This is a genomic window from Enterococcus sp. DIV0421, assembly GCF_051713745.1.
GTDB lineage: Bacteria > Bacillota > Bacilli > Lactobacillales > Enterococcaceae > Enterococcus_D > Enterococcus_D casseliflavus.
The window spans coordinates 92,341-119,287 of the sequence record NZ_JBIOQM010000002.1 but is presented as its reverse complement, the minus strand read 5'-3'; the positions used below and the strand labels follow the sequence as shown (position 1 = coordinate 119,287).

At 32.7% G+C, this 26,947-nt stretch carries 20 protein-coding genes and 2 pseudogenes; 4 read left to right on the top strand and 18 right to left on the bottom strand.

Annotated features, from left to right (window positions below; genetic code table 11):
• Positions 1 to 26: 26 nt before the first annotated feature.
• The 3 genes and pseudogenes from IGI96_RS11680 to IGI96_RS11670 all read right to left on the bottom strand — a co-directional run bounded on the left by IGI96_RS11680 (position 27) and on the right by IGI96_RS11670 (position 1,956).
• Positions 27 to 505: pseudogene (locus IGI96_RS11680) on the bottom strand (hypothetical protein).
• A 90-nt stretch (positions 506 to 595) separates the two neighbouring features.
• Positions 596 to 1,330 (bottom strand): annotated as a pseudogene (locus IGI96_RS11675) (SDR family NAD(P)-dependent oxidoreductase).
• Positions 1,331 to 1,344: 14 nt separating this feature from the next.
• Positions 1,345 to 1,956, bottom strand: coding sequence for a TetR/AcrR family transcriptional regulator (locus IGI96_RS11670; protein ID WP_254907904.1), 612 nt, complete (start codon positions 1,954 to 1,956; stop codon positions 1,345 to 1,347).
• A 570-nt stretch (positions 1,957 to 2,526) separates the two neighbouring features.
• Here IGI96_RS11670 and IGI96_RS11665 point away from each other — a divergent pair.
• Positions 2,527 to 2,772: a hypothetical protein gene (locus tag IGI96_RS11665; protein ID WP_042890047.1), complete on the top strand. Its 246-nt coding sequence runs from the start codon at positions 2,527 to 2,529 to the stop codon at positions 2,770 to 2,772.
• Between the two features lie 800 nt (positions 2,773 to 3,572).
• Positions 3,573 to 3,827: a toxin-antitoxin system, toxin component gene (locus IGI96_RS11660; RefSeq protein ID WP_086339268.1), complete on the top strand. Its 255-nt coding sequence runs from the start codon at positions 3,573 to 3,575 to the stop codon at positions 3,825 to 3,827.
• Positions 3,828 to 5,211: 1,384 nt separating this feature from the next.
• Here the strand turns inward: IGI96_RS11660 and IGI96_RS11655 are convergent.
• The 13 genes from IGI96_RS11655 to IGI96_RS11595 all read right to left on the bottom strand — a co-directional run bounded on the left by IGI96_RS11655 (position 5,212) and on the right by IGI96_RS11595 (position 20,298).
• On the bottom strand, positions 5,212 to 6,576 hold the full coding sequence (locus tag IGI96_RS11655) for a peptidoglycan DD-metalloendopeptidase family protein (protein WP_086339267.1): 1,365 nt from the start codon (positions 6,574 to 6,576) through the stop codon (positions 5,212 to 5,214).
• A gap of 909 nt (positions 6,577 to 7,485) precedes the next feature.
• On the bottom strand, positions 7,486 to 9,039 hold the full coding sequence (locus IGI96_RS11650; protein ID WP_086339396.1) for a helix-turn-helix domain-containing protein: 1,554 nt from the start codon (positions 9,037 to 9,039) through the stop codon (positions 7,486 to 7,488).
• Positions 9,040 to 9,164: 125 nt separating this feature from the next.
• Positions 9,165 to 9,824 carry a hypothetical protein gene (locus IGI96_RS11645; RefSeq protein ID WP_086339266.1) on the bottom strand — a complete coding sequence of 220 codons (660 nt, stop codon included), beginning with the start codon at positions 9,822 to 9,824 and terminating at the stop codon, positions 9,165 to 9,167.
• Positions 9,825 to 9,865: 41 nt separating this feature from the next.
• Positions 9,866 to 11,236 (bottom strand): glutamate decarboxylase, encoded by a 1,371-nt coding sequence (locus tag IGI96_RS11640; RefSeq protein WP_086339265.1) that lies wholly within the window; start codon positions 11,234 to 11,236, stop codon positions 9,866 to 9,868.
• A 22-nt stretch (positions 11,237 to 11,258) separates the two neighbouring features.
• Positions 11,259 to 12,245 (bottom strand): choloylglycine hydrolase family protein, encoded by a 987-nt coding sequence (locus IGI96_RS11635; RefSeq protein ID WP_086339264.1) that lies wholly within the window; start codon positions 12,243 to 12,245, stop codon positions 11,259 to 11,261.
• Positions 12,246 to 12,486: 241 nt separating this feature from the next.
• Complete coding sequence (locus tag IGI96_RS11630) at positions 12,487 to 13,047, bottom strand: DUF308 domain-containing protein (protein WP_086339263.1); 561 nt, start codon at positions 13,045 to 13,047, stop codon at positions 12,487 to 12,489.
• Positions 13,040 to 15,538, bottom strand: a complete 2,499-nt coding sequence (locus IGI96_RS11625; protein ID WP_086339262.1) for a YhgE/Pip domain-containing protein — start codon at positions 15,536 to 15,538, stop codon at positions 13,040 to 13,042. Before IGI96_RS11625 ends, IGI96_RS11630 begins: the two co-directional genes overlap by 8 nt.
• Positions 15,538 to 16,950 carry an amino acid permease gene (locus tag IGI96_RS11620; RefSeq protein ID WP_086339261.1) on the bottom strand — a complete coding sequence of 471 codons (1,413 nt, stop codon included), beginning with the start codon at positions 16,948 to 16,950 and terminating at the stop codon, positions 15,538 to 15,540. The genes IGI96_RS11625 and IGI96_RS11620 overlap by 1 nt, the downstream gene beginning before the upstream one ends.
• Positions 16,951 to 17,198: 248 nt before the next feature.
• The gene (locus tag IGI96_RS11615) at positions 17,199 to 17,696 is read right to left on the bottom strand and encodes a hypothetical protein (RefSeq protein ID WP_086339260.1); all 498 of its coding nucleotides are present in this window, start codon (positions 17,694 to 17,696) and stop codon (positions 17,199 to 17,201) included.
• 233 nt (positions 17,697 to 17,929) lie between these two features.
• Positions 17,930 to 18,091 carry a hypothetical protein gene (locus tag IGI96_RS11610; RefSeq protein ID WP_176324028.1) on the bottom strand — a complete coding sequence of 54 codons (162 nt, stop codon included), beginning with the start codon at positions 18,089 to 18,091 and terminating at the stop codon, positions 17,930 to 17,932.
• Positions 18,092 to 19,418: 1,327 nt separating this feature from the next.
• Complete coding sequence (locus IGI96_RS11605) at positions 19,419 to 19,670, bottom strand: hypothetical protein (RefSeq protein ID WP_086339259.1); 252 nt, start codon at positions 19,668 to 19,670, stop codon at positions 19,419 to 19,421.
• A 15-nt stretch (positions 19,671 to 19,685) separates the two neighbouring features.
• On the bottom strand, positions 19,686 to 19,928 hold the full coding sequence (locus tag IGI96_RS11600) for a hypothetical protein (RefSeq protein ID WP_086339258.1): 243 nt from the start codon (positions 19,926 to 19,928) through the stop codon (positions 19,686 to 19,688).
• Between the two features lie 16 nt (positions 19,929 to 19,944).
• Positions 19,945 to 20,298 (bottom strand): DUF805 domain-containing protein, encoded by a 354-nt coding sequence (locus IGI96_RS11595; RefSeq protein WP_369596887.1) that lies wholly within the window; start codon positions 20,296 to 20,298, stop codon positions 19,945 to 19,947.
• 1,194 nt (positions 20,299 to 21,492) lie between these two features.
• On the opposite strand from IGI96_RS11595, the gene IGI96_RS11590 reads away from it, so the two are divergent.
• Positions 21,493 to 23,265, top strand: coding sequence for an oleate hydratase (locus tag IGI96_RS11590; protein WP_438785169.1), 1,773 nt, complete (start codon positions 21,493 to 21,495; stop codon positions 23,263 to 23,265).
• Between the two features lie 45 nt (positions 23,266 to 23,310).
• The gene (locus IGI96_RS11585; RefSeq protein ID WP_086339255.1) at positions 23,311 to 25,083 is read left to right on the top strand and encodes an oleate hydratase; all 1,773 of its coding nucleotides are present in this window, start codon (positions 23,311 to 23,313) and stop codon (positions 25,081 to 25,083) included.
• 1,229 nt (positions 25,084 to 26,312) lie between these two features.
• Here IGI96_RS11585 and IGI96_RS11580 read toward each other — a convergent pair.
• Positions 26,313 to 26,528, bottom strand: a complete 216-nt coding sequence (locus IGI96_RS11580) for a hypothetical protein (protein WP_005225252.1) — start codon at positions 26,526 to 26,528, stop codon at positions 26,313 to 26,315.
• A gap of 66 nt (positions 26,529 to 26,594) precedes the next feature.
• On the bottom strand, positions 26,595 to 26,795 hold the full coding sequence (locus IGI96_RS11575) for a cold-shock protein (protein WP_005225251.1): 201 nt from the start codon (positions 26,793 to 26,795) through the stop codon (positions 26,595 to 26,597).
• Positions 26,796 to 26,947: the final 152 nt, after the last annotated feature.

Below are 26,947 nucleotides of genomic sequence, written 5' to 3'. Positions count from 1 at the left end.
AATATCTTGTAAAAACGCTTCTTTTCCTACATGCAGTGGATTAAATAGCCGTTTACTCCATGAATTTCCACACCATCTGCTCCTGCTTCGATTGCTAAAGAGGCAGCATGACGGTACTCATCAATGATAGTAGGAATATCTTTTGTTTGTATGGCTTTCGGAACAGGAATATCTTGCATTCCTGTAAGTGTAAACATTTTTTCTTTAGGTGCGATTGCTTTTTTATGAGAGGGCAAGTTATCCGGGTGTGATATTCTCCCAACATACATTAATTGAATAAAAATTTTCCCACCTTTTGCATGGACTTCATCAATTATTGTCTTCCATGCGTTGGCTTGTTCGATAGTATAAATTCCTGCGTATTAAGATAACCTTGACCTATTTCTGATGGTTGTACGCCTTCAGTAATAATCAATCCCATTAAAGTGTGTTGTCCGTAGTACTTTTCTGCGTATTCTCCAGGAAGACCATCTTCTGTTGCGCGATTACGAGTCATCGGCGCCATAACCAGCCTGTTTTTTAATAGGATCTCCCCTAATTGATTTTCTTCGAATAATTTATCCATTTTGTTTTCTCCCTTATCTTATAATCTTTGTCATATTGGGTGAATTCCATCATTCAATACAAATTCGTTCTTTTCATTTACAATCCCTACGATATGATCACTTTCATATAGCTTGATCAAGAATTGTGCCATTTCCTTTGCTGTATGATACTGTTTCACACCCGTGCTATAGTCAAAACTATCAAGATTATTAGCTTTAGCAATAAATTCTGTTTCCGTGATTGCTGGTGTCAAAACTTTCGCTTTCAGTCGATGTCCTTGCAATTCTTTCGCTAAACCCTCGGTATAAAAGCTAACATAATAATTTGTTGCCGAATAAATGGTATTACCTAATGCAAGTATATAACCCATAGCTGATGAAACATTGATTAATTGTGTATTTTCTTTATCGGCATATTCTTGTGCAAAAAGAGTAGACAAAATAGTTACTGCATCAATGTTTACTCGTAACATAGATTCTATTTTCAGGAGGTCTTCATTAATGATTAAACCCGAATCTCCTAAGCCTGCATTATTAATCCATGTTTCAATATTATAGGATTTCAAGTCTTCATATAATTCATAGACCTGTCCTCGATCAGATAAATCGCTACTTTTGAGAACAATGTTAAGTGTATTATCTTCAAAAAGAATCTTTTCCTACAGTTCCTCTAATTTATCCATTCGTCTGGCTACTAATATCAAATTCTTTCCTTTTGCGGAAAATGCCAGAGCTGCTTCATAGCCAATTCCTGAACTAGCTCCTGTAATCACTGTAAATTCTATGTTTTGTGACTCCTTTAGAATATATTTTTTAGTGTTTGGTCAATAATTATATTTAATTTTTGAGAATCATTCGTTGTTTTTGCCAATACTCGAATACCAACTAATTCATTATGAAGATAGTATGCTAACGCTTGTATATTCGTATTTGGCGTCAATTGATTTTTCTCTTGCGCTTTCTCCAATATCTCAGAAATAATTTGAACTTCACGATCAAAATAATCTTGAACTTCTTTAGCTATACTAGGATCAATGTATGCTAGTTCGGTTGCAGAATTTACAATTAAGCATCCTGCCCTATTTTTCTCCGTCGAAAGAACGATTGAAAAAAGACCCTTTAAACGATCATATCCTGATATTCTTACAGATAACGTTTTTTCTATTTTACGAGAAATCATTTCTTCATAGCGCTTTAGGGATAGAACAAATAGATTGTGCTTATCGCCAAAAGTATCATAAATGCTACGTCGATGAATCCCCATTGCATCGACTAAATCCTGTATCGAAGTAGCTCCATATCCATTTTCCCAAAAGACATCCATCGCTCGATCTAAAACTTCTTGAGTATCAAACTCCTTTGGTCTCCCCATATTATCAACTCCTTTGTTTGTAATTTTCATTTGGTCCATTATTTAGAACGAGCCTTCTAAAAAATATCTAAAAAAGAAATCCTCTTTTCGAAATTATTAGAACGATCATTCTCGAAATAGCATAATTATTAAATTTTACAAAGTATTTTGTTTAAAACGCTAAATAAGCTTAATTTACTAACCCTTGTAAAGTAAAAAGATTATTTTGCTTCTCATGTAACCTAATAAACTCTTTACACTAACATTATTCCCATACAATCCATTTGCTATTTTCCACCAATAGAGACATAATTCTGAAGGATATATTTCATCCGGATCAGTTAGAATAAGCTCTTCCTAGTCTATTCCTACCCACATTTAATAAAATAGTATAGTATCTTAAGTAATCAACCTACAAACAAATAATACGTTGCGAGAAAAATATCAGGCTTGTCATATAAAGTTTTAACAGTAGCTTTTAAAACCATAAAGAAAATAGTAAAGAACGGAACTAAACTGAATCATACATAAGCAAAAATACTTTTTAATTTCTTTCTATTTAAGCGCTTACTACCAATAAGGAGATATAGAAGGTTGAATATGTTATACTACATAAAAGGAAGTGATCGCATGATTTACAAGACTGTAATATGGTTAGTGCCAGAAAATAATAGTTATGTTGGCTTCCATGAAGAAAGAATCTCATTCGTCAATTTAAATACAGAGGAGCTTTCCAATTTATATATCATCACTCGTAGTTATAAGTATCAAGATGTATTGCGTAGAATTTTTGATGAAAATATGAATCATAACGATAATGATGTTAGGTTTTATTTCTACAAAGATGAATATCTTGCTGTTAGAGTTCTTGATTGATTCTTATTTTCAATTCTCAAAAATTAAAAATACAAAAAAGAAAATGTTATTATAAAGACCAATTTTGCTCATTTATGAACAAAATACTAGCTTTCACTTTTTATTAATTTATTTTCAATAAATTTTGATTATTCTAAACAGCCTCTTCTCGAATACGCTTTTCAAAATCTACTATACCTTGGAATTAATTAATAGTAATCTGAGCACTAATGAAAGGAGACTATATTTAATGTACGTTGTAAAAGTATTGCATGGCTATATAACACCTAACGGGTACCGAACACTTTTTAAAAGCAAAGCAAGATTATTTCAATATAAATCTGAAGCAGAAGAATTTGCATCCAAGATAGGCGGAAGAGTAAATAAAGTAGAATAGTTGATTGGAAGTAGAGAAGTCATTTTTTCGCTAAAAAAATTTATATATTTCACTTGATTCACTCCACTTTATGTTAATATTTGCTTATTTTTACTTTTATGATTAACCTAAACTATATTTACTATGTCTTCAGAACCAAAATTTTATGGAATATCAAACCTTCACCAGAATTAAATGACAGAACTGAAGCTATAGTACTTTCTCTTATATTAACTTTTTCAATAAGTTTAGGCTATTCAAGATTGATAGAGTTAATTTGTATCTCACAGTCAAATTCATGCTTTAATTGAAATTTGTCATAATTTCCTTTAAGCAGTGTTCATTAAAGAGATGTATAATTAATACTCTGGTGCAGTATTCTAATTCTTCATTAGCTTTATCTGATTTATTATTTTATTTTAAAATTATACAAAGAGGTGACTTTATGTTAAAAACAAAAATTGATATTGTTTCACTAATGAAAAATGTATCCATACAAGCGGCTGATTCTTTCGATAGTACCTCAGTTATTGCAGAGTTCGAAACACCCATTGAAGTACTTGAGTTTTCAGAGAAAAAATTCAATTCCACATCCGAAGAATTCCTACAAACCTTCCATAAAATTTTCCAGGATGCCTATGTTACAGAACTCATTAAACAATTAAAAGATCAAAATGTTAGTTTCAAATATCTCTCTTAAAAATCAATTGAAGTAATACCTATAAAAATGTCTAAAAGAATGACCAGCTTGATATTCACAAGTAATTTTTTAATTATTTGTAATGGATTTTTAAACAATTAAGTTTTCTTAATTGTTTGGCAATTAATCTCTTCTAAGGTTAAGTTGAGTAAGGGGCTGGTTTCAAAAGCTGATTTTTCTCCTTGGATAAATTATTTTCGTCATGCTCTGTCCCATTCCAGCCTTCATCTGGCGAGGAAAGCATCAAATTATTCCTCGCTAGTCAAATATTTATATAAAATTATTTGATATTGCTTCTGATAAGATAAGTCTTTTTCAGAAATTCCAAATATTCTTTGCTAAGTAATAAATTGAAAACAGGTGCGTAATTTATTACTATATTTACTTTTACATTTTTTGTATTTTCGAAATAATTGGTTTCTTGTCAATACACACCAACGCTCTTTTAATCGCTCTTCCCTTAATAAATCCTCCCCATCCTGATTGTTCGTCCATGTTTCTTCCGGTAGCTTCCCGATAAAATGAATTTTTTCATGAAGAATCATATTGATTAACTGATTTTCTGACTCAAGAAGTAATCCCCAATGAATGCTTTATCTAATTCTAACAAAATTTGAATTTATGCATTTAACGCAATATGGTTCCTCCATTTTCAAAAAAATTATCTCGTCATTATAAACACGTTTAAACTCTCGATATAATTCTTCATAGTACAAGTTAGTTTTTTGATATTTTTAAGAATTATCGTCATGAACAACTCTTAGATCTTTATTTTTGTCGCGAATTGATTCCATGCTCTTCATTTTTAGCCACCTCTCAAATATTACTTAAGATGGATTATAGAAGATGATAAGTCACATTTAAACAAGTTATGGAAAAAAGGCGCTAAAAGAAAAGTGATTTTCTCTTAGAGCCTCTCAGGATTGAGCTGTTTTGACGAATGGTAAAGAATCCGATTGTATCTCTTTCATTTCATTTTTTTACACAAACATCTGATATTTAATACAAACACTTAAAAACATCCTTGTAGTTTTTTATAAAATATAGTAGCTTAATTTTTTGTACACAATCGTGTTGTCGTGATTTTGAAAATTAGAAGAATCTATTTTTATTTGTCAAAGTATCAAAAAATAGTTTTTTTATTTTCGTGGATAGCAAGAACCATTCTTTCCGACCATCTAACAAATTGACATCTTCGTGACCACTTTACAGATTATCTTTTCTACGTATAGAAGAGCATGGATTAAAACTTATTTATTAAATTCCTACTATTTGTGTTCAAATCTCCTGATAATAAGTACAGATTTTTGGGTAACTATTTAGAAACTCTGATCCTTTAAGCCCTTGATTTGAATATATTAGATACCGCCTCTCTTTTCTTCGTTTATCCGTTACTTGGTAAAACGCGTATCGGATCGATCAGCTGATCTTGGGGTAAGCTTGGAGACAAACTTACCTCAAAGTGCAAATGCGGACCCGTGCTATTCCCTGTACTCCCAATCGATGCCAAGATGTCTCCTTGAGACACCGTTTGACCCACAGCCACTAAGTTTTGATTGTTATGAGCATAAAGTGTGGTTAGTCCATTCTCATGCTTGATCGCCACATAGTTCCCCCATGATTCATGGTATCCTGAACTAATCACTGTACCTGCAAGGGTTGCATAAACAGGTGTACCCATCGGTGCCGCAAAATCCACGCCTCGGTGAAAATCATCTCCACGTGGGCCAAATGCTGAAGAGACAATCGGATTCATGACAGGGTAGATCATTTCTTCATTGCCTTCTAACAACGTTGCTTTTTCCGTGTCGTAGCTGGTAAGTGCGTATGCTTCAATAATCGCATTTAACTTCTCGCCATATTGTGTGTCCGCCGCATACCGTCCGTTTAAGAATTCCGTTGCATCTTCATAGGAGCCTGTTTTTGACTTCCATGTGCCTTTATAAAAATCACTATAGTGCGCTAAGCCCTCTTTCAACAGCTTTGCATAATCTCTGAAGCTTGCTTCATAGTCTTCATAGCAACGGAACGTCGCATCAATCGTATACATGTTACCTGCTCCATCGTTTTCTTGCGTCTTGAAGGTAATTCCATTTCCTTCAACCGTCCCTTTGATCCCAAAGAGATTATGGTAAGGCGCTTGGCTTAACTTACTTTGACCACTTGCAGATTCAAGAATCGCTTGAGCGATCATAACCGACCCGTAGAGGTCTTCTTCTAAACCGATTTTCCGTGCATCTTCGCCAATCTCTTTGATAAACTCCCACGTTTCTTTAAGAGGGGTGATTTCAATAGCTTTTGATTGATTGGGTTCAGCCGGAGTGCTCTCCTCAAATTCTGATAATGGCGGACGTTGATTTTCAACAGGCCCAGGGACAAGTGATTCCGACTTTGATTCATCATCCGTTGATTGATTTGGCTTAGGAGTAGGTGATGATTTCACTTCTTCTTTTGGCGAATCAACCGGTGTTGAATCTTCTGCTTGAGGCTGTGGATTAGGTTCTTCTGTTTTTTCTTCGGGAACAACAGGACCTTCTTCAATAGGTGGTTTCGCTGACTCTGTTGGTGTTTCTTCATGGGTTTCACTTGGTCGTGTCTCCTGGTCTTCAAGAGTACTCGATTTTTGTTCTTCGGTTGGTGTTTGCTCTATGGCATCCTCTGGACCAGCAAGTGTAGCTGAAACTGGAATAGTCGTTAAAAACTGGCTACAGACTAGTGCAAGTAAGATCCATGTTTTTGATTGTTTCACTAAAAAATCCTCCTTTTTCCTCTTTTAATCATACCGAAGATAAAAGGTATTATGTTATCAAATTTTTCGAACTCGAAAGGTTCAAAGTTTCAAATTAACATCTTATTCATTGTAAGGCTACACGTAAAGCATTTTACTCGATATAGTCAATTTTCAAATATTAAGTAGAAATTAATTAAATAAACGGAGCAAAATAAGAAAGAAATTCTAAACATGGTAAATTTTTGTAATTTATTGGCTATTTTAATTCTTCGAAAGTACCAAGAACTATAGTTTTTTTTAATCCCTACTAATCAGATATATTTCGACTTCTTTGGGTGGCAAATTCATAGTTAATTGATTATCGAGATAATTGGTCAAACGATTCATGTATTATAAAATGAAAATTTGTTTTGTTTTAATTCCATAGTTTCACTTTCCTAAAATCAGTACTTACGGTTTGTATGAGTTTTATGTATTTACCAAAAAGAATTGTTATACATATAAACCCCTTACATCCATATATATCCTCTTGAGCCAACTCTCAATAACATTTTTCTGTTTTTTTATTATAATCAAAACATTCATAGATAAGATCTATCTGCATACTACAAAAGTACTTTTAAAATGGCACTAATGAAAGCTTCTTTTATTTTTAATTAACTATGAAAAGCAGTCAAGGAAAATTTTCACATATTAATTCCAGCTGATAAATCACTTCATTGGCGATTCAAATCAATTTTTTAGCGAACTGTCCTTTTGTTGATTCATCAGAATTAATGTCTTTATTTCATTTGCATGAAATATAAGTTTGAAGGAGAATTTAATTAAGCAAAGGTTATCAAATCATTGAAAATAAAAAATTAATCTGGAAAAGAATTTACATTGCTTTGTCATAGAATTGTTTTTTAAACCACTTAGCATTTCCTGTTAACTAATAGCCAAAACCTCATTGTTATTTACTTTTACTGATTGATGGTTTGTTCTATTCATTGTATCTTGATAGAGTTGTTGTAATTTATACGTTAATATTTCTTCGATCATTTGATAGTCACGGTAAAACAAAGGGGGGTCAACTACACATATAGTTTCAACCGTATTTTTAAGTGATGGCATTGTGGTAATAACTAGGTAGTTATCTCTATCCTTTGGAATAGTTTCAGACATTTGCAAATTAAAATATTTATCAAACTGCCCTCTTAATCTTCTTTTCAGATTTTCCTGAACTAGAAAAGGTAAATCTGAATCAATGACTACATCGATTTGTGGTTCATAATCAGTCAAACGACCAAAATAAGAAAAGAGAGCCAAGTATTTTTTAACTAAGAAAGCTTCTTGCGCCAAAATTGTCTCGTTTTCTTCATGTTTCATCTCGCGAATAAACTTTAGAATCTTATTATTTAAATGTTGAAGTGCATCTGTATTCTCAAACGTTCCATATCCATCTGCGTCAAGAGGGACATTCGGAAAAATTTTAGATTGAAGGTGAGTACAGAAACAGTACGTGTAAACTAATTCAAGACTCTCTGGTGGTATTGAGAAAAATTCTTGTTCAAATTTATCTATCATTTGATTGGTTAATCTATAAATATCGGTATCATTTTTTTTATGATATTTTAGCACTCTTTTTTTTAATTTATCAGATTTATACATTCGGTGCTTAGTTTCCATTATCATAAGAATAAACAAAATTTCATTACTGTCAAAAATTTGATAGTGACGCATACCTTTAATGAGTATTTCTTCTTTACTGCTCAAAGATTTAATATTAACGTATTTTTCCCATTCAGGATAATGATCAATATACAATTTCTTACGATTACGAATCAAACAAATCGCCATGAAATAAGATATTTGTTTTCTTTGAATATTGGAGAAAGTTAAATCTAATTCTTGTTCGATTGTATCAATTGATTGGTACAATCGCTGTTCATCGATATAGTGAAATGGCCAACAATCATTTTTGTAGATTGACCAGAGAATGTTATAAATAAAGATCCTGATAGTTTTTTCTTCACCAACCAACGTTAATTTTTTAGAATCGACCTTAAGATCAAAAGAAGTCAGTAATGGCTCTATTTCTATTAATGCATTTTTTATTGCGTATATACTAATAAAATGCTTCTGAGAATATTTCTTGATTGGTTCGGTTTTTAATAAGCAAAGATCCAAAAGCAGTCTCATATTTTGATCATTGCAAAAAATATACAATTTAAATTGTTCTATTGAAGAGTCACTAAAGTCAAATTTAATACCTTTGAACTTTTCATAATGCATTATCAAACTTTTTTGTTTTTCCTCATTATATTCATTAACTAACTCTTCTAAATAGTGAATGTAGCGTTGGGCACTTCGGTTGCTAATATCCAATTCAGAACTTATTTTTTTTACCTCGAGCCAACTATTTTCAATTTGAAATAATTCAATTAATTGATAACTGATTTTATTTCTTTTTTCCAGTAATTGAAATAATTCTCTTCTCATACCCAACACTCCATTCAACATTCAAATTGCTTTCTTTATTGTTTAATTTTATTTATATCTTAAAATTCTTTGGGAAATTTTTTTCGGAAAATCAGTAATTATTATTATTACTGAGTGTATATTTACTAATTTTCAGATTCAATTGGGAACTTAACGGTATACGTATGCTCTATCATATCATTATCCTCATTTCTTGCATGAAAAGTAATCTCAATTGCTGTGATATCAGGAAGATTTTCTTCATCTTTCACTTTAAAGTGGATATAGCCGTCTTTATGGTCATTTGATTTAGTAAATTCATCATCCCATGTATTTGTGAAAAAATCAGCTTCAACTTTTGAGCCATCAGCAAGTACAATTTCAGCATGATCTGGTGACACAAAACGATAAGTATTATCTTTAAGATACATTTTATATTTTAATGAGAGGAGAGTTTTATATGTGTCATCCTCCGTATCTTCATAGTGATCAACTGTGACTAGCTTCATATGATCAATATTAAGATTAATCGCATCCCAATCATCATTTTCATAGTTAGTATTATAAGACAATATGTCTTTTATTTTTGGATTAATATTTGTCGACACGATTTGTTTAAAATAGCCATCATCTTTAAGATACCCTTCACCTACGACTGCTTCATCACCAGAATCGTCTGTGTATAAAACCTCTGTTCCTGATACATCAGCAATTTTACTTGTTTCTTCTACTTTCCCACATGCGCCTAATAAGGAAAACATTCCGATGGTCACGGTTGCAATTCCTAGTCCTTTACTGTATTTCATTATTTTTTCCTCCAATAATATTTTTATTTTACCTTCTTTAATCAGTGTGTAAAGCCATGAGTGTGGGGACCTTCATTAGCATGCATAGAAACATTTGCTTTGGTCAGTTCAGAAATAGAGGAATTAAAGTCATTGATAAGTTCCTCTGCCATGTTCATTCCAAAATCTCCTCGGCAAACGAAACGTTGAATAACAACTTCATCCAAGTCTTTAGGCAATGGATAAGCTGGAACTTGCCAACCTTTCATTTGCAATCGATCAGCTAAGTCATACAAAGTCCAAGCCACTTGTTGATCGTCTTTCAATTTGTAGCAAACAAGTGGGATATTCTCGCCATTGTTATAGATATCGAATAAACCTGTCTCTTCTATTGCTTTAGCTACTTTCATTGCTACTTTTTGGGTACGCTTGTGAATATCTCGGTAACCATCAAAGCCATAACGATAAAAATTATAGTATTGACCTAAAATTTGACTCGCTCCACGAGAAAAATTAATCGCCATAGTTGGCATATGCCCACCCAAATAGCTTACATTAAAGATCAATTCTTCCGGTAAATATACTCGATCTCGCCAAACAATCCATCCGACACCTGGATAAACCAGACCATATTTGTGACCAGAAGTATTGATTGACACTACATTTTTTAGTCGGAAATCCCATTCCAAATCTGGAAATACGAAGGGGGCGAACATCGCTCCACTTGCACCATCCACATGAATTCCTAGTGAGCGACCATTTTCTTGGTTATAATCTTCAACCAACTGGTCTAAAGCTTTGATATCATCAAATTTTCCTGTATAAGTGATTCCCAAAATACCAACAATTCCAATGGTATAGTCATCAACATAATTCATAACTTTGTCGATATTAATACTCATATGTTCCTTATCCATCGGTACAGTACGCATTTCAATATCCCAGTATACACAGAACTTTTCCCAGCATACTTGAAATCCTGATGAAATTACAAGGTTTGGTTTTTTCTTTTGTACATCTAATCCGCGAGCAATGGCTTCATTACGCCATTTAAATTTCATCGCCATGCCACCGAGCATACATGCTTCACTTGACCCAACAGTTGATGTACCAATCATCTTTTCTTGATCGGGAACATGCCATAAATCTGCAATAATATTTACACAGGCTTTTTCTATTTGTGCGGTACTTGGATATTCAGATTTATCAATAGCATTCTTTTCAAATGTTTCTGTCATTAGTTTCGTTGCTTCGGGTTCCATATACGTTTGACAAAACGTAGCCATATTTTGGCGAGCATTTCCTTCATCGATCAATTGATCTTTAATTAATCGATAGGCTAATTCTGGTTGTACTGGCTTTTTTCTCAATTTTTTTAAAATAACATCTTCACTTGATTGTTTGGTGCCGAACAGTGGTGTGTTGTTAGTCATTAATTTTTCCTCCAAATATTGGTTAGACAGATTTAATTATAAGGTTACGATCAACTGGGAATTTTTGTACAGTTGACTCTTCAAGTAATTTTTCGGTAATCATTGCTTTTGTAACACTATTACTATCATAGTCTTTATAATAGATTGATTTTGTCTCGTTGCACATAATACTAATAAACTGAGAATAATCTTGGTCACCAGTTTCTTTTAGTACAATTCCTTTAGGTATGCTGACAGTAGACAAGATATTCAATGCGTTCATAACGCCTTCTTCTTCATTCTCCGCTTGATCGATATATTCTTTGAAAAATGCAGCTCTGACAAAGCGTTCAGGAGGAGTATATCCACCGGGCAAGCTTGAGGTCCCTGTTCCTTGAGAAAAAGGGGTTGCTTCAAAAGAGTCAAATGTCACTGATGGAAGTTGTTTTGGCTGCGCACCTAAATAATTTCTGAGATTTTGAATATGCCATTCTAAATGCGGTGTATTTGTCATAACACGAACAGGATTTTCTTTAAAGTATAATTCTTTTTCAGTTGGTTCAATCACGATTACTCGACCATTTTTATCTGAAATAATCCAATGCAACGGTGTAACGAATCCTAATTCAGGAACAGGACGACTAACTAAATTTATTAACGGTAATTGTTCTTCTAAAGCATCCAAAGATTGAATATTTCCTAATACCCAAAGAATAAACTCGTGGGGACAAATATTAATTTTGTCAGTTTCTGCTTCTTTTTGGTAAACTGCTTCGCCAGGAAGATAAAGTTCTGCAATTGAAATTCCAGCTTCGTTGACGCCATCACTAACGAAATAGTTACCTGAAATTTGTTCTCCTGTTCCTAAAAAGCCTAGTTGATTGCTCCAGACCTTTTGATCACTCGCTGATGTCCATGAATAATCACGAGGAATATAAAGTGGTGTAACATTTAAGGGATATGAGAAATCCATTGTCCTTGCCAAAAGATGTTTCCGGTCTTTTGTTCTTGTAAAAATACTTGTACACATATTCTATTTCTCCTTTTATGATTTTTTGTTTTGTTATTACAATTAATATTTTAAGAGGAAATCATTGGTATGATTGTTTAGATGTTGTCGTTTATTGCGCCAATTTTAATACTTTTATACTCAGAATTTCTCTACTAATGGCTTAAGTATGTACATTGGTTATTTCCCCTACTTGATTTCAAAATAAGAGCCCATGACTATATCCGTCATGGGCGTTCAAGACCTTATTAACTGGAAGAAACTACTTCACACTGTGCAAATCATCTTTATTGATGATCCCACCTATGATTTTGGCCATTCCAAAAAGCAGGAAGTAATTGCCTATCAATGTCGGTACTGCAATAATCAATGTATCACCACCAATAAGAAGCAATAAACCTATTAGACAGCCAATCAAATCGACAATCAGTGAAAAGTAGTAATACGGCATTGCAATCAGTTTAGCCAAGTCCAACATGAAGAAGGACAATACTGAATCGCAGATAAACCAAAATCCAAAAAGTATTGATAATGAACTAACATCTAGCGTTGTATTCACTATCAAGATCAATCCAATGATACAATCCACAAAGCCTATCACAAGTGCTGAATATTGTTTGCGTTTAGTTCTTTGTGCAATTTTTTGATGATTCATCAGTTCAAAACATCCTTTGATTAATGAAAATACGCCGACTAATTGAATAGAAGCAATAACGCTTTCCTTTGAATACCTCATGGCTAATATCGCCATAATCAAGTAAATGATTCCAGTCAACAATTGTAGGAAGCGATAAGATTTTATAAAACTTTTTTTATTATTCATGATGTATCTCCTTCTCATGTACTTTATCTTTTTTCTTTGTTATTTTAATTTGTTCTGCTAAACGTTCTTTGTCATCTGTCTCTAAAGCTAACATTTTTTGATTATCATTTAATAAGGAAACATCTCGTAAATGTTTTTTTTGCAATATAGCCATAGACACACGTAAAAAGATAAGAAATAAAACTATCAATGAAACTAATATTGTAAAACATTTAATAATCAATTGGTGGCTTATTCCGCTGGCAATTGCATTTCTAAAAGCGTATAAAGAATAAGTCATTGGTAAAAATGGATGAATGATCTGGAAAAATTTTCCTTGCGTTTCGATTGGAAAAGTCCCTGCTGCGCCGCCAAGTTGCAAGACCAACAAAATCATTGCTACAAATCGACCAGGATTATCAAATGTAACTGCTAAAAACATCACAATCGCCATATAAGCCCAAGCAGTAATGAGGGCTGTAACGTATAAAGCTGGAATACTATATGCTGGTAGCCCTAAGAGCAGCATAATTGTTACTTGGATAATAGCCATCATGGATGAAACTACAAATCCCAAACTTGCTTTACTTAACCACCACGCTCCACTACTTTGACCATCCATAGAAGATTTTCTGACTGGATACACAAAATTGAATAGCATACATCCTACAAACAATGCCAATGACATAATGTAAGGTGCTAAAGCTTCGCCATAGTTGTCTACTTTAGTGTAAAGATCATTATCTAGGGATACTGGATCTACAAACTGGTTGATAGTTTTATGAGTAATTTTCACACTGTCCGCCTTGTCGACCCCTTCGTCTAATCCATTTGCTAATTCTGCTGCACCAGCTTGAAGTTTTTTAATACCAGAAACTAATTCTGGTGACTTGCTGTTCAATTCGTTCAATCCAGCATCTAATTGTTCGCTACCTTTATACAACTGTTCGACACCACTACTCAAGCTTGGGATTTTACTATTAAGTTCACCCAATCCATCAGTTAACTGTGAACTACCGGAAGAAAGTTGTTGTACTGCTGACTCCATTAATGGAATATCCTCAGCAGCTGTATTCAGCATCTGGCTCAGCTGATTTAATTGGGCAATAATTTGTTGTGCACCTTCAGCCTTAGGAACAATCCCCATAGCTTCATCTAACTGCTGACTTCCAATTTTTATAGCTGATAAAGTATCTTGAACATTTGCTGTATTTTTTGACATACTACTAGCCACTTGACTCATTTCACTTGCTTGTAGTGCCAATTGTGCTGTAATTGTTGACAAAGCATCCAAGTTTCCATTAATTTCATTTATATGAGCGGTGATAGATTGATTTAAGTTAGTTAAATTTTGATCCACAATACCGCTAATGTTACTAATTAAACTATTTTTCGCTTCTTCCGATAATTCCTGATTAGTTTGAATCAAATCTTTAATCTGGCTGGTGATTGTTTGGTTAGCCGTTCCTAGATCTCCAGCAATGACCTGTAATTTAGATGAAATCGCAGAATTTTGTTGTTCTATTTCATTGGCATCAATAGAAGCTTGATTTAAAGCCGTTGTATTTGTAATTAACTCTGCTAATTGATTTTGTGCGCGTTCAATCTGTTCATTCAGCTTGATTCTCGTTTCTTCACTCAAATGATTTTCAAAATTTTCTAGAGCATCAGCCATATCTTGTGCAGCTGTTGATAAATTTGAGAGTCCACTATCTAATAGATTGATACGGTTTTGATTAGCTTGAATCCCTGCTTCGACTTTGTTTAAAGCTGAACTAAGTTCTTGTGATCCGTTCGCTAATTTGTCGACACCGCTGGCCAAAGGTCCAACCGCTGATTCCAACTGTTCAGTACCCGAAGCTAATTTATTGGCACCTATATCTGCTTGTGAAACACCATTCGTGTACTGATCTATCCCTGTTTCAAGTTGCCCTGTACCTGAAGATAGCTCATTTGCTCCAGAAGCAGCTTCACTAATAGCCCCAATCATTTTGCTTGCTATCTGATCGACAGCACTAGCATATGCTTCTACTACTTGATTTCGAATTTTGATCTCCAATGCATTGGCAACAACCTCTGAGATTTCTTGTCCGATATAATTGTATGAACCATTCGTTGTGTAGATAAGTTCCATTTTCTTTGGTTCGTTATCCATAATGCTAACTGCTGATTGCGAAAAATCTTTTGGTATTGTCACAATAGTATAGTACTTCATATCTTTCATGCCTTCTGCAGCTTCTTTTGAATCTACTATATGCCAATCGACATCTTTGTTTTTTTTAATATTATCAATAACCTGCTCACCAACATTGACTTTTTGTCCCAACATTTCAACAGATTCGTCTTCGTTGACTAAAGCAATAGGAAAATCTTTAATTCCTCCATACGGATCCCACAACGATTTATCAAAAACCGAAGTATATATAATAGGAATAAACGTTATTGCAATAACTGATATTAATAAGATTTTATTATTTAATAAATTTTTGAATTCTTTTAATGCCATCTTCATTATGCGCTACCCCTTGATATTTGTTCTTCCTTGTGACGTTTGCTATAACACTGATAAAAAATAAATGGACAAGCAAGTGTCACTACAAATCCAACTATTAAACTAACAAGATATAAACTACTTTTACCCTTTGGTACCGTTGAAGGAACAATGAATGCTGTGCAAACTGCAGCAATCGAAATCAATAGGCCGCAACCCGCTACGATTCCCTTAGTCCACTGACCACCAGGAATTTGGAATTCTCGGTTAAGCGATTTATGTTTAAATAAAAGTACGAAATAAGCTACGAAGAACAAAATATAGGCGCTTAAGTAAATCAATACTGTTAAAGAAATAGCTGTCTGAAAACCAACATTTCCACCTGATCCCTTAGATCCAAAAGTAAGTAATGCAGCCCATACTGTTACTATAAGTCCTTGAATCATCAAAATTCTAACTGGTACGTTATTTGCATTTTTTTGAGCCAACTTTTTCGGAAGCAAATGCTTACTTGCTGCAAATTGTAATCCTTCAGTTGGACTCACAATCCAAGAACTAACTTGTGCTAATATGCCGAATGAAGTTAGAAAGCCTATAATTTTAACTAACAATCCGACATGCCCTGGAGACATCAATTGCGTCGCCGTATCTATAACCCCTTGATTAGCAGATATTTTTCCTGTTAAAACCGTTGAAACGACACAGCCACCAATCGTGCTCATCATGATCCCAACGATGACTAAAACCATCAAAAGTTTTGGATAATTCTTTTTGCCGTCTTTTAAGTCCGAAAAGTGAGTTGCTGAAGCTTCTACACCCATATACGCTAAGACAAATGAGGTCAACGCTCCAATATTTCCTTTGTTAGGTAAGAAGGACGAATGTGTAAAGTGAGACGAAACAGCATGTCCTTGTTTAAAGTATGCAACAGTATATCCAAACAATACGAGTACCGGGAGAATGATTCCGACTGAGAACCCTAATTTCGCCATTTTAGCAGTTGTTTCGGTCCCCCGTAATTGCAAGAATGTCAAAATCCAAAAAATACCGACAACTGAGACAAATTTAAACACTGGATCATTATTCATTGCGGGTATTTCCAAAACGTACGATAATGTACCCACAATAAAATAAATCATTGTGACAAAACCAACTGTGACTTGGAACCATTGAAAGAAAAGCGCTGCAAACCCGTATTTCTCTCCAAGTGGTTTTCCAACCCAACTATAAATGCCTCCTTCTTGATAACCCTCAATTGTGGCAAGCTCTGCTGAGCACAAGGACACTGGTAAAAACCAGAAGAATCCACAGAGTAATAAATAAAAAACCAATGCTTTACCCACAACTGCAAACGTAGGATACTCATATACAGTAACAAATAATGAAGCTGTCATTGCAAAAAACGAAAAATTTGACATACTGTTTTTTTTCATGTATTTAAATTCCTTTCATCCATTTCTATTTTTATTTTATTTTCTTTTTTAGTTTACTAATGAACAGGAAGTAATGTTATGCGATTATTGTCGAAATAAAAGACAAACCATACAAAAACTCCATTACTTGAACAATAAAAAGAATTGTAGAAGTGAGAGAACTATTCGAACAATACTTTAAAAACAAAAAGATCAGCACAAAACTGATCTCTTTTTGACAAGAATATTCTATTTAATCAGTATCAAAATTAATCTAAATGATTTTGTGCAGTTTTTATATCTTCTTGAACTTCCTCATAGTCAAAGCGTTCAATTGAACCGTTGTACTTTTCGACAATCATTGTATTTAATAATGTCTCGTCCGTTTCATCAATATATATCAATAATCCAACTTGATTTCCTTTCAATTCACCAGCGATTTTATCAAAAACTGTGATTGTTTTTTTATTTTTCAAATAATTAGTACTCATACCTGCAATATCTCCAACAATCCAACCACAGAGAACACCTAGAGGCCCCGCAAGTATACCTACCAACATGCCGATTAAACTCCCTTTGACCACACGATTACCACTTACGTAGTCAACACTATCTTTGATTGTAATATCTGTACCTACTTTATTTTTTTCAATTACTGCGGCTTGTTTGATATATAAGGTATTACTGTTATTAATATTTTTCATTTGTGAGAAGGCTTCATAAGTAGTTGCTGAATCCGAAAATGTTACTAATGCTATTTTTTTCATATTATTTTCCTCTTTCCTTGTAACTGTAGTCAACTGTCTGTATTCTTTAACTGCTTTACATGTCTGATGGTAATGGTTTAATGTTTTTGGCACTTAAAATTTTTTACAGCCATCTATAGAAATTTTATTGTAGATATTTAAGGAATAGATTTCTCCTAGATCCATTGTTCTTTAGTTAAAGAATATTTTTTCATGTTAGTACATGTAACTCTCTATAATCATTAATTTCTTAGTTAAGTAAGCAGAAAACTTTTTTGTTCTAATTTAGAAATGGCTTCTTCAATTGTTGTTGCTCTTACTTGAACCATTTCATTTGACGCTAGGTACACTATAAATTGATTTTTATCTATATTGAATGTTACACGATATTCTAGATCATTTGTTTTAAATTTCATTTAGTTTACTTCCTTTTTTACATCTGCTTGACTCCTTTCAAGCAGTGCATGATTTTTTTCCTATTAAGCAAACATTCTCTTGAATGTTTTTAAGTACATCTTGATATTATTATAACGAGGTATCTCAAATACTTGAGACATCCGTACATACGAAAAATCGAATGCTCCGGGTTCACTTGAGTGGATAACACATTGTTAGTAAAGATAGTTCGTTAAGTTTGCTCTACAAATCATCTATTAAATGCAAATCTTTTTAATGTTTTAGAACTACTTGATTGCATTCAGTTTGGTTGAATTGTTAAATATGCAGATGCATAAATCATATGAACTGATACAATATTTTAAATACTTACTATGACCTCTACTCCGTTTTTCTAATATCAATTAATCTTAGTTATATTTTTCCTATATATTCAATTAATTTTCTAGGTTACTTTTTTTCATTCACTTTAATTTAAGTTTGTTTGAAAAAATTACCCAATCCTAAGTTAGTATACGATGTACCCGCAGATAACAATTTCATTTGGTTTAATATTAGTGAAATAAAGTTAATCTTGACTAACAACCGAAACTGTCGAATCTATTTAACTGATTGATGAATTATCTTTGATGAGATAATTGAATTTAACGCATTCAATATCCTTGTTTACGGATCCGTAAACAAATATGCGATAATTAAGCATTCGTCAATCACAAGCAATATTTTCTTTGTTATTTACTATTTGATAATATTGCTTGATAATCATATGTCATTGAAAGATTAAGTGCTTCATCGTTTGATACTTGATTTTCCAATGAAAAAAATGAATATCTGGTCCTTTCCATTTTTTCTTGATTAAAGTAAATAGTTGCTTCCTTATTGACGCATAAACTCTGACTATTTTGCTTTTTTTATGGTTCTCACTCCTTTATTTTCGCCTACATTTAGTATTATGTTTGTCATAAGATTGGGACTCATTTTGCAAGATTCCTGTTTTTTTTCCTGCATAAAAAATTCCTAATGCGACAACACCTAAACCAATACTCGTTTTTACTAGATTATTCATCAAATGTTTCATCTACCTTTCAATATAAATATCTTACGCATACATCAAAGTCAGATATTGTTTCATCCTAAAATTTATGCGATTAATTTCATGTAGAATGTGCTTGAAAAATTAAAATCTCTTTTTCTCAACAACCGTTTTGCTGAAAAAATATTTATAGTATCTTGCTCGATGGTATCTATTTTCACTTTTTTTGATCGAGCTCATTGATTCAGTGAAGGATATTTTCGACCAATTTGCTAACTTGCTCTATGCCTGTTGAAATAGAGCGCTTTCTTCATCTACATTAGTTCATCAATATAATCTTCGAAATCAACCATTTCTTTTTCATCATATGTTTCATAAAGATTGGCTTCATGTAAGATATGCTTGATCTCATGTAATGCTCTTTTCTCAATGAACCATCTCTTTAAAGCATGCTTCTTTTTATCTTGTTCTAAGGTATTCAATTTTGCTAATTCGTAATCTAATTTTTTCATTGTTTTTATAATATTCTCTACTACATTCTTGTCCTTTTTTTCGTAATTTTTCATATATATATCACCCTTTTAATTGATGTAACTAATTGATTGTACTAATTCATTTACTTCGTATGTTTTATAATGATCTGCTTCATTAAGAATGTGACGAATTTCATGTAGTGCTTCTTTTTCAGCGAAAGATTTTTTCAACGTATGTTTTTGTTGACCTTTAGACAAGTAATCAATTTTGTCAAAGTTATTATCTAATTTGATGATAGTTTTTTGAATTTTTTTTATAACGTACTTTTCTTTTTCTGTGTAATTTGTCATCCATTGCTCTCCCTTTTCACTTTAATGACTGATTCATATATTTTTCAAATTCTCTTTTTTGATGTCTTTTCGTCGGTTGGCAAAGTATAACGATCAAGACGATCCACCCAATCACCGGTAGCAAACCAATTAATAACCATGCAGCGGATCGATTGATATCATGTAGACGTCTAACTGTCAACGTGAATTGTGCAATAAACAATAGAATACCTATGCTGATCACAAATATGTTAGTGCTAGCAAATGTAATATAAGAAAATCCTGTTAAAGTAATTCCTGTACTGTAGAACAATAAGTTGTATAGTACGCTATAAACGATTGTTGGGATCCAATATTGTTTTCTAGTTGCAGTATAATTCCACTTCAACATGTCCTTCCAAAATTCTAATAAAGGGGTCATTTTTCATCTTCTTTCTTTTTGCTATATTTCCTATTACTAAAACTTTTTTCTGCTTTGTTCAAAAATTATGCTTGGTTAATGATCATATCTCACCGCCTTTTTTGTTTAATATTTTTCTTTCATAACTCTAGATTAACCCTTTTTTTTATTCGTAATAACAAAGTATTGTCCAATTATTCGCCGATTTTTTATCCATAAAAACTTTCTATGATAAATTTCTTTTAAAATAAATTTTTCAAAAAGGATCTTAAGTTTGTAGAGGTATAGAATCAGAATTGATTGTTCACCCCCATTTTTATTCATGCCTTTATTTACTTCCGCTCGCAATACCTTTAAACAAAAACCCATGTTTCAACAGGACGAAAAAGTAGCTTTAGCGAAAAAATCCTTTAAATATGCTGATTAGTTATATTTGTAGCTTTAAAGTTGAAAAAATATGACTAATAAAATCAATACTTACAGATAAAAATTTAAATCCTTCTTTTTATCTTATAAGGATTTATTCCTAACCAGAGCAAAAGCTAACTTGATACAAAAAAATGCTCTATAAATATTATTCGGATAAAACTATACAGAATTTTGTGATTCATTTTGCTACTAAATCAATCTTAAACTGTCCAACAAAAAAAAATTCACTTAATTTTCTAAAAACGAAAATTATTCAGTTTACCTTATCTCATATCAAAAGTTTTTTTATTAAAGAATTTTACAACATCGATGATAAGACATCTTCAAGTGACTCGTATGGTAAGTTAGTTTATCGCTTTTCTTAAAAGAGCAGAATGATTCGTAGTATCGTAACCCTGTTTAAAAGATTATTTTTCTAATTATCTTCTTTAAGAAAATTTTTACTTCTGAGAAAGCGTCCATTCCTTATTAGTACAGAACCTTAAGAATTAAGTCATTTATTCTAAGAAGTATAGATAAACCAGTGTTTCCTGTTCATTTAGTTACTAAATTATTCAACATCAAATAAGAATATTTCTCGTATTGCACCCCCTAAAACGAATCAAATTTTTGTTTATAAGAAAGAATAATTTTTACAGTTATACTTTACTTCCTTTTAGCGTATCAACTATTGACTGTCGGATAATGCGACAGAAATCGCATCTTATACCTATTTGATTTCATTAAAATGAAGTCATAAAAAAAGGAGGTATACTTATGTATAGAAGTAATGGAAATTATGAAGCCTTTGCTAAACCAAAAAAACCTAATAACGCAGATGAAATTTCAGCATATTTGATTGGCTCCGGATTAGCTTCACTTTCTGCAGCTGCATTTTTAATCAGAGATGGTCAAGTGAAAGGTGAAAAAATTCATATCATTGAAGAACTACCAATTACAGGAGGTTCTTTAGATGGAATGTACAAGCAAGAGTATGGATTTGTTACTAGAGGCGGTAGAGAGATGGAGAGTCATTTTGAATGTTTATGGGATCTATACCGCTCAATTCCGTCTTTAGAGGTAGAAGGTGCATCTGTTTTAGATGAATTTTATTGGTTAAATAAAGAAGATCCTAATTCATCACACTGTAGACTTATTTACAAAAAGGGAGAACGCTTTCCAAGTGATGGTAATTTAACCTTAAGCGAAAAGGCAACTAAGGAAATTTTTGCTCTTTGCTTAATGAAAGAAAATCAATTACAAGATAAAAAAATCTCAGATGTATTTTCGAAAGATTTTTTTGAATTAAACTTTTGGGCTTATTGGAGTACAATGTTTGCCTTTGAAAAATGGCATTCAGCGATGGAAATGCGTAGATACTTAATGCGCTTTGTTCATCACATCGATGCACTAGCAGATTTTTCATCATTGAAATTTACTAAGTACAATCAATATGAGTCGCTTGTTTTACCACTACTTTCTTATCTGAAAAATCATGGAGTGCATTTCCTATATAATACAAAAGTAGAAAATATAATCATTGACACAAAAAATAATGAAAAAGTAGCACAAAGCATAATCTTAACAAACGAAGACGAAAAACAAACGATTGAACTAAGTAAAAATGATTTAGTCTTTGTAACTAATGGATCTATTACAGAAAGTTCAACATATGGTAATAATGATACGCCAGCGCCTCCAACACATGATTTAGGTGGAAGCTGGACACTATGGAAGAGACTAGCTGAACAGGATCCATCATTCGGACGTCCAGAGAAATTTTGTGAAAACTTACCTCCAGAAAGCTGGTTTGTTTCCGCGACAATTACAACACTAGATAAAAAAATTGCTCCTTACATTGAAAAAATAAGTAAAAGAGATCCATATGCAGGAAAAGTAGTGACCGGTGGAATCGTCCATGTAAAGGATTCAAATTGGAAGTTAAGTTACACATTGAACAGACAGCCACATTTCAAGAGTCAGCCAAAGGATCAATTAGTCGTTTGGGTTTATGCGCTACTATCTAACAAACCAGGTAATTATATTAAAAAATCAATTACAGAATGTACAGGAAATGAAATTGCACAGGAGTGGTTGTACCAAATGGGTGTACCAGTAAGTAAAATTAAGAATTTAGCACTAAATTCTTGCAACACTGTACCTTGTTATATGCCATATATAACATCTTACTTTATGCCTAGAGCAAATGGTGACCGGCCATTGGTTATACCTAAAGGATCTAAAAACTTAGCCTTTATTGGTAACTTTGCTGAGACTGGAAGAGATACTGTTTTTACAACAGAGTATTCCGTCCGAACTGCGATGGAAGCTGTTTATACACTGTTAGATATTGATCGTGGTGTTCCCGAAGTCTTTGCGTCATCTTATGACATAAGAATGTTACTTAAAGCCTTTTACTACCTGAATGATAGAAAAGGAATAAAAGAGGTGAAAGTTCCATTATTAGCCAAATTAATCGAAAAACATGAGCTGAAAAAAATAAAAGGAACTTTCTTAGAAGAATTACTGCAAGAATCAAAATTACTTTAGAAAAGTTTTAAAAAATTAATCAAATTGATTAAGGAGGAAGTTAATATGTATTATTCTAATGGGAACTATCATGCATTTGCACATCCTAAGAAACCAAAAGGTGTTGAAGATAAATCAGCATATTTAATCGGATCTGGTTTAGCATCGTTAGCAGCTGCTGTATTTTTGATTCGTGATGGACAGATGCCAGGTAAGAATATTCATATTTTAGAAGAGTTATCCTTACCCGGTGGGAGCCTCGATGCCACACTACAACCCGAAAATGGTTTTGTTATGCGTGGTGGTCGAGAAATGGAAGAACATTTCGAAACATTGTGGGATTTATTCCGTTCAATCCCTTCTTTAGATACCAAAAATGCTACAGTTTTAGATGAATTTTTCTGGCTAGCAAAAGAAGATCCAAGTTTCTCTCATGCTCGTATAATTGAAAATAATGGAACAAGAATGGCTACAGATGGACAACTTAAACTGTCCAAACAAGATATTAGAGAAATTTTATCCTTAGTTTTAATGACAGAGGAAGAATTGAATGATACAAAGATAAATGACATATTTAGTCCAGAGTTTTTTGAATCAAATTTTTGGTTATATTGGGCATCAATGTTTGCTTTTGAGCCTTGGGCTTCAGCGATGGAAATGCGGCGATATTTATTAAGGTTTGTACACCACGTAGGAGCATTGGCTGATATGTCATCATTAAGATTTACTAAGTATAATCAATATGAATCATTGGTAAAACCACTGATTCATTATTTAGAAGAACATCATGTTCATTTCCAATATAACACAGCGGTTAAAAACGTAATTGTAAAAAAAGATGAAGACAAAAAAATTGCCACTTCATTAGAGTTAGTGGTCGATGGAATTGAAAAAAACATCTCTTTGACAGAGAATGACCTGATCTTTGTAACGAACGGTTCTATTACAGAAAGTACTACGTACGGAAGCAACCACAAGCCTGCTGATACCAATCACGAACTAGGAGCTTCTTGGGCATTATGGAAAGCTTTAGCCAGACAAGATTCAGACTTTGGTAAACCAGAAAAATTTTGTGATAACATTCCAAAAGAAAACTGGGTGATTTCAGGAACAATTACATTAAAAGATGATCGTGTATTACCGTATATTGAAAATATTAGTAAAAAAGATCCTCGTAGTGGATCAATTGTAACAAGTGGACCTGTTACAATCAAAGATTCAAGCTGGTTTTATGGCTATTCTATTAGTCGACAACCTGTTTATAAAGCTCAAAATCCAAATGAAACAGTTGTTTGGGTCTACGGTCTATTTTCTGACAAAAAAGGCGATTTTGTGAAGAAAAAAATTACAGAATGTACAGGTATTGAATTATGCGAAGAATGGCTATATCATATTGGTGTTCCAATCTCTGAAATTCATGATATTGCTACAAATTCTGCGAATACGATACCAAGCCATATGCCATATATCACTTCTTACTTTATGCCAAGAGCTGTGGGAGATCGTCCGTTAGTTGTACCAAAAGGTTCACAAAATTTAGCCTTTATAGGTAATTTTGCAGAAACGGATCGGGATACTGTTTTTACAACAGAGTATTCGGTTAGAACAGCTATGGAAGCCGTTTATACATTGTTAGAGATTGATCGTGGTGTTCCAGAAGTATTTGCCTCCTCTTTTGATGTCAGGACTATTTTAGAAACCCTTTACTATCTAAATGATCAAAAAGGACTAAATGAAGTGAATATGCCTTTAATTGATCACCTTATTGAAAAAGAAGCGTTGAAGAAGATTAGAGGAAGTTATATAGAAGAGCTATTAGAGAATGCAAATCTAATTTAAATCGACTTCTTACAATTAAAAAAGAATGAGTTTACTACGCAATTGATGCATTATTGCACGTATCTTCCCCAAACAATAATAAAAGTAAGTCATTCGTATTCTCTTAGGACATAGTTGAGACAGCCCAGGATTTTTTAAACAAAGACGAAACAATTCATTTTTATCAAAATTAAGACATTAACAATATAATTAGGATGTAAAAATATTGACAACTTAACAATTAGGCTCTTTGTCATCTAATATTGTTGAAGAAAATCCTAAGAATCATATCACTTAATATTTTTCCTAAAGAAAATTTATACGATTGTAAAAAGTTTAACTTTTTCGGAGTGGAGAAATCCACTCCATTTTTGTATGCTTTTATTGATGATTTGAGGAAGCTTTTAATACATCTTATCTATATTATACCGGACTCTGACAGCTTAGTTTCCCTCCATATGATTGTAATTGTAGTAATCAAGTTAGATATCAATTTCTCACATCAATGAGAATCTCTTCCGTCATAAATTTTATACTTTAATAGGCTAAAGAAATTCTCCATAATTGAATTATCTAAGAAATTCTCTTTACGAAACATAGTTTGGAAGTCTTATGTCCTTTCAATCCATGCCTCTAAGCTTTAATTTATTATTTTCATCTTTTAATAGGACTTATGTATTTGCTATAAATTTCTCTCTAGTTAGTTTCCTCTACTCTTCGTAAAATTGTTTGATTTTGATTATCTACTTAGACAAAAAAATTCATAACTTAATGTCGATTTTTCTGCACTAAAAAAGGGGTCAGTAACTTTTAAGTTTCTGACACCAGCCAATATTTGTTCTAATACTTATAACCCTAATTTATAAATGAACAAGGACTTATTTACACGTTTATTGATACAGATTTAAATTGATACACGCCAATTGTGGTATTTAAAAAGAGTGCTTAGAAGCCAGGAATTTTCTGAATACTCTGTATAATTCACGTCATAGTATTCTAGATTTGATTTTACATAATACATTTTGTCCCCCAACAAACCAAAATACCGACAGAATATATTATACTGCCCCTTTTATATAGAACAGAAAAAAGACTCAGTAATTTTGTCATAAAAATAGGATAAACCTCTTCTATTGCATCTGTTCTTGCAGCACAGCTAAAAAAGCCCTTAAAAATAAGAGCTTCCACGTTCAGCTATCCAAAGTTTAAGATCGTTACATAGGTAGCTTCGCTAATAAATGAGACTTGATTCAAATCGCCATTAATTTTTTATAATTGATCACTGTTTTTTCAGAAGTATCTGTCACTTTGGCGATTGATAAGGTGACGACTGCTGAATTATTTAACAACTTTACAATTGTTCCAATGACTTGTTTTTTCCTAAATCTAAATGTGACTTGTTGATTTTTTTTAAAAGCCACTCCTTCGATGGATGGTTGCATTGGTTTCCATTGTCCAAAACCCATAATAATCTCCCCTTTTTGAGTATTTAAAAAACCGTCTCAAGCATTTGAGACGGTTGAAAAAATCGTTTAAGCTTTGTAGATATTAACGGCTTGCATACCACGTTGACCTTCTTCAGTATCAAAAGTGACTGCTTGCCCTTCATCGAGAGACTTGAATCCATCTGCTTGAATCGCAGAAAAATGAGCAAAGACATCTTGACCATTCTCTCCGGTTATAAAACCAAAACCTTTGTCTGCATTAAACCACTTTACTGTACCTTTATTCATACTATTTCCTCCTTGTGCATCATTACGAATGCGTTTTGTTGCAATAATTGTTTGATAAGCAAAAGGAGAGTATAAATTTCTGTATAGCACTCTTAATACGTTTCAAAGTTTATCACTACAAGTAGTATACCACACAAAATCTTTAGTTGCAA

Excerpts from the sequence above, each read along its gene's own strand:
- IGI96_RS11580 (WP_005225252.1), bottom strand. The coding sequence starts at position 26,528 with ATGGGTTTTGGACAATGGAAACCAATGCAACCATCCATCGAAGGAGTG.
- IGI96_RS11660 (WP_086339268.1), top strand. The coding sequence starts at position 3,573 with ATGTTAAAAACAAAAATTGATATTGTTTCACTAATGAAAAATGTATCC.
- IGI96_RS11610 (WP_176324028.1), bottom strand. The coding sequence starts at position 18,091 with ATGAAATTTAAAACAAATGATCTAGAATATCGTGTAACATTCAATATA.
- IGI96_RS11625 (WP_086339262.1), bottom strand. The coding sequence starts at position 15,538 with ATGAAGATGGCATTAAAAGAATTCAAAAATTTATTAAATAATAAAATC.
- IGI96_RS11640 (WP_086339265.1), bottom strand. The coding sequence starts at position 11,236 with ATGACTAACAACACACCACTGTTCGGCACCAAACAATCAAGTGAAGAT.
- IGI96_RS11645 (WP_086339266.1), bottom strand. The coding sequence starts at position 9,824 with ATGAAATACAGTAAAGGACTAGGAATTGCAACCGTGACCATCGGAATG.
- IGI96_RS11620 (WP_086339261.1), bottom strand. The coding sequence starts at position 16,950 with ATGAAAAAAAACAGTATGTCAAATTTTTCGTTTTTTGCAATGACAGCT.
- IGI96_RS11605 (WP_086339259.1), bottom strand. The coding sequence starts at position 19,670 with ATGAAAAATTACGAAAAAAAGGACAAGAATGTAGTAGAGAATATTATA.
- IGI96_RS11665 (WP_042890047.1), top strand. The coding sequence starts at position 2,527 with ATGATTTACAAGACTGTAATATGGTTAGTGCCAGAAAATAATAGTTAT.
- IGI96_RS11650 (WP_086339396.1), bottom strand. The coding sequence starts at position 9,039 with ATGAGAAGAGAATTATTTCAATTACTGGAAAAAAGAAATAAAATCAGT.
- IGI96_RS11575 (WP_005225251.1), bottom strand. The coding sequence starts at position 26,795 with ATGAATAAAGGTACAGTAAAGTGGTTTAATGCAGACAAAGGTTTTGGT.
- IGI96_RS11630 (WP_086339263.1), bottom strand. The coding sequence starts at position 13,047 with ATGAATAATAAAAAAAGTTTTATAAAATCTTATCGCTTCCTACAATTG.
- IGI96_RS11595 (WP_369596887.1), bottom strand. The coding sequence starts at position 20,298 with ATGTTGAAGTGGAATTATACTGCAACTAGAAAACAATATTGGATCCCA.
- IGI96_RS11590 (WP_438785169.1), top strand. The coding sequence starts at position 21,493 with ATGTATAGAAGTAATGGAAATTATGAAGCCTTTGCTAAACCAAAAAAA.
- IGI96_RS11585 (WP_086339255.1), top strand. The coding sequence starts at position 23,311 with ATGTATTATTCTAATGGGAACTATCATGCATTTGCACATCCTAAGAAA.
- IGI96_RS11635 (WP_086339264.1), bottom strand. The coding sequence starts at position 12,245 with ATGTGTACAAGTATTTTTACAAGAACAAAAGACCGGAAACATCTTTTG.
- IGI96_RS11600 (WP_086339258.1), bottom strand. The coding sequence starts at position 19,928 with ATGACAAATTACACAGAAAAAGAAAAGTACGTTATAAAAAAAATTCAA.
- IGI96_RS11670 (WP_254907904.1), bottom strand. The coding sequence starts at position 1,956 with ATGGACCAAATGAAAATTACAAACAAAGGAGTTGATAATATGGGGAGA.
- IGI96_RS11615 (WP_086339260.1), bottom strand. The coding sequence starts at position 17,696 with ATGAAAAAAATAGCATTAGTAACATTTTCGGATTCAGCAACTACTTAT.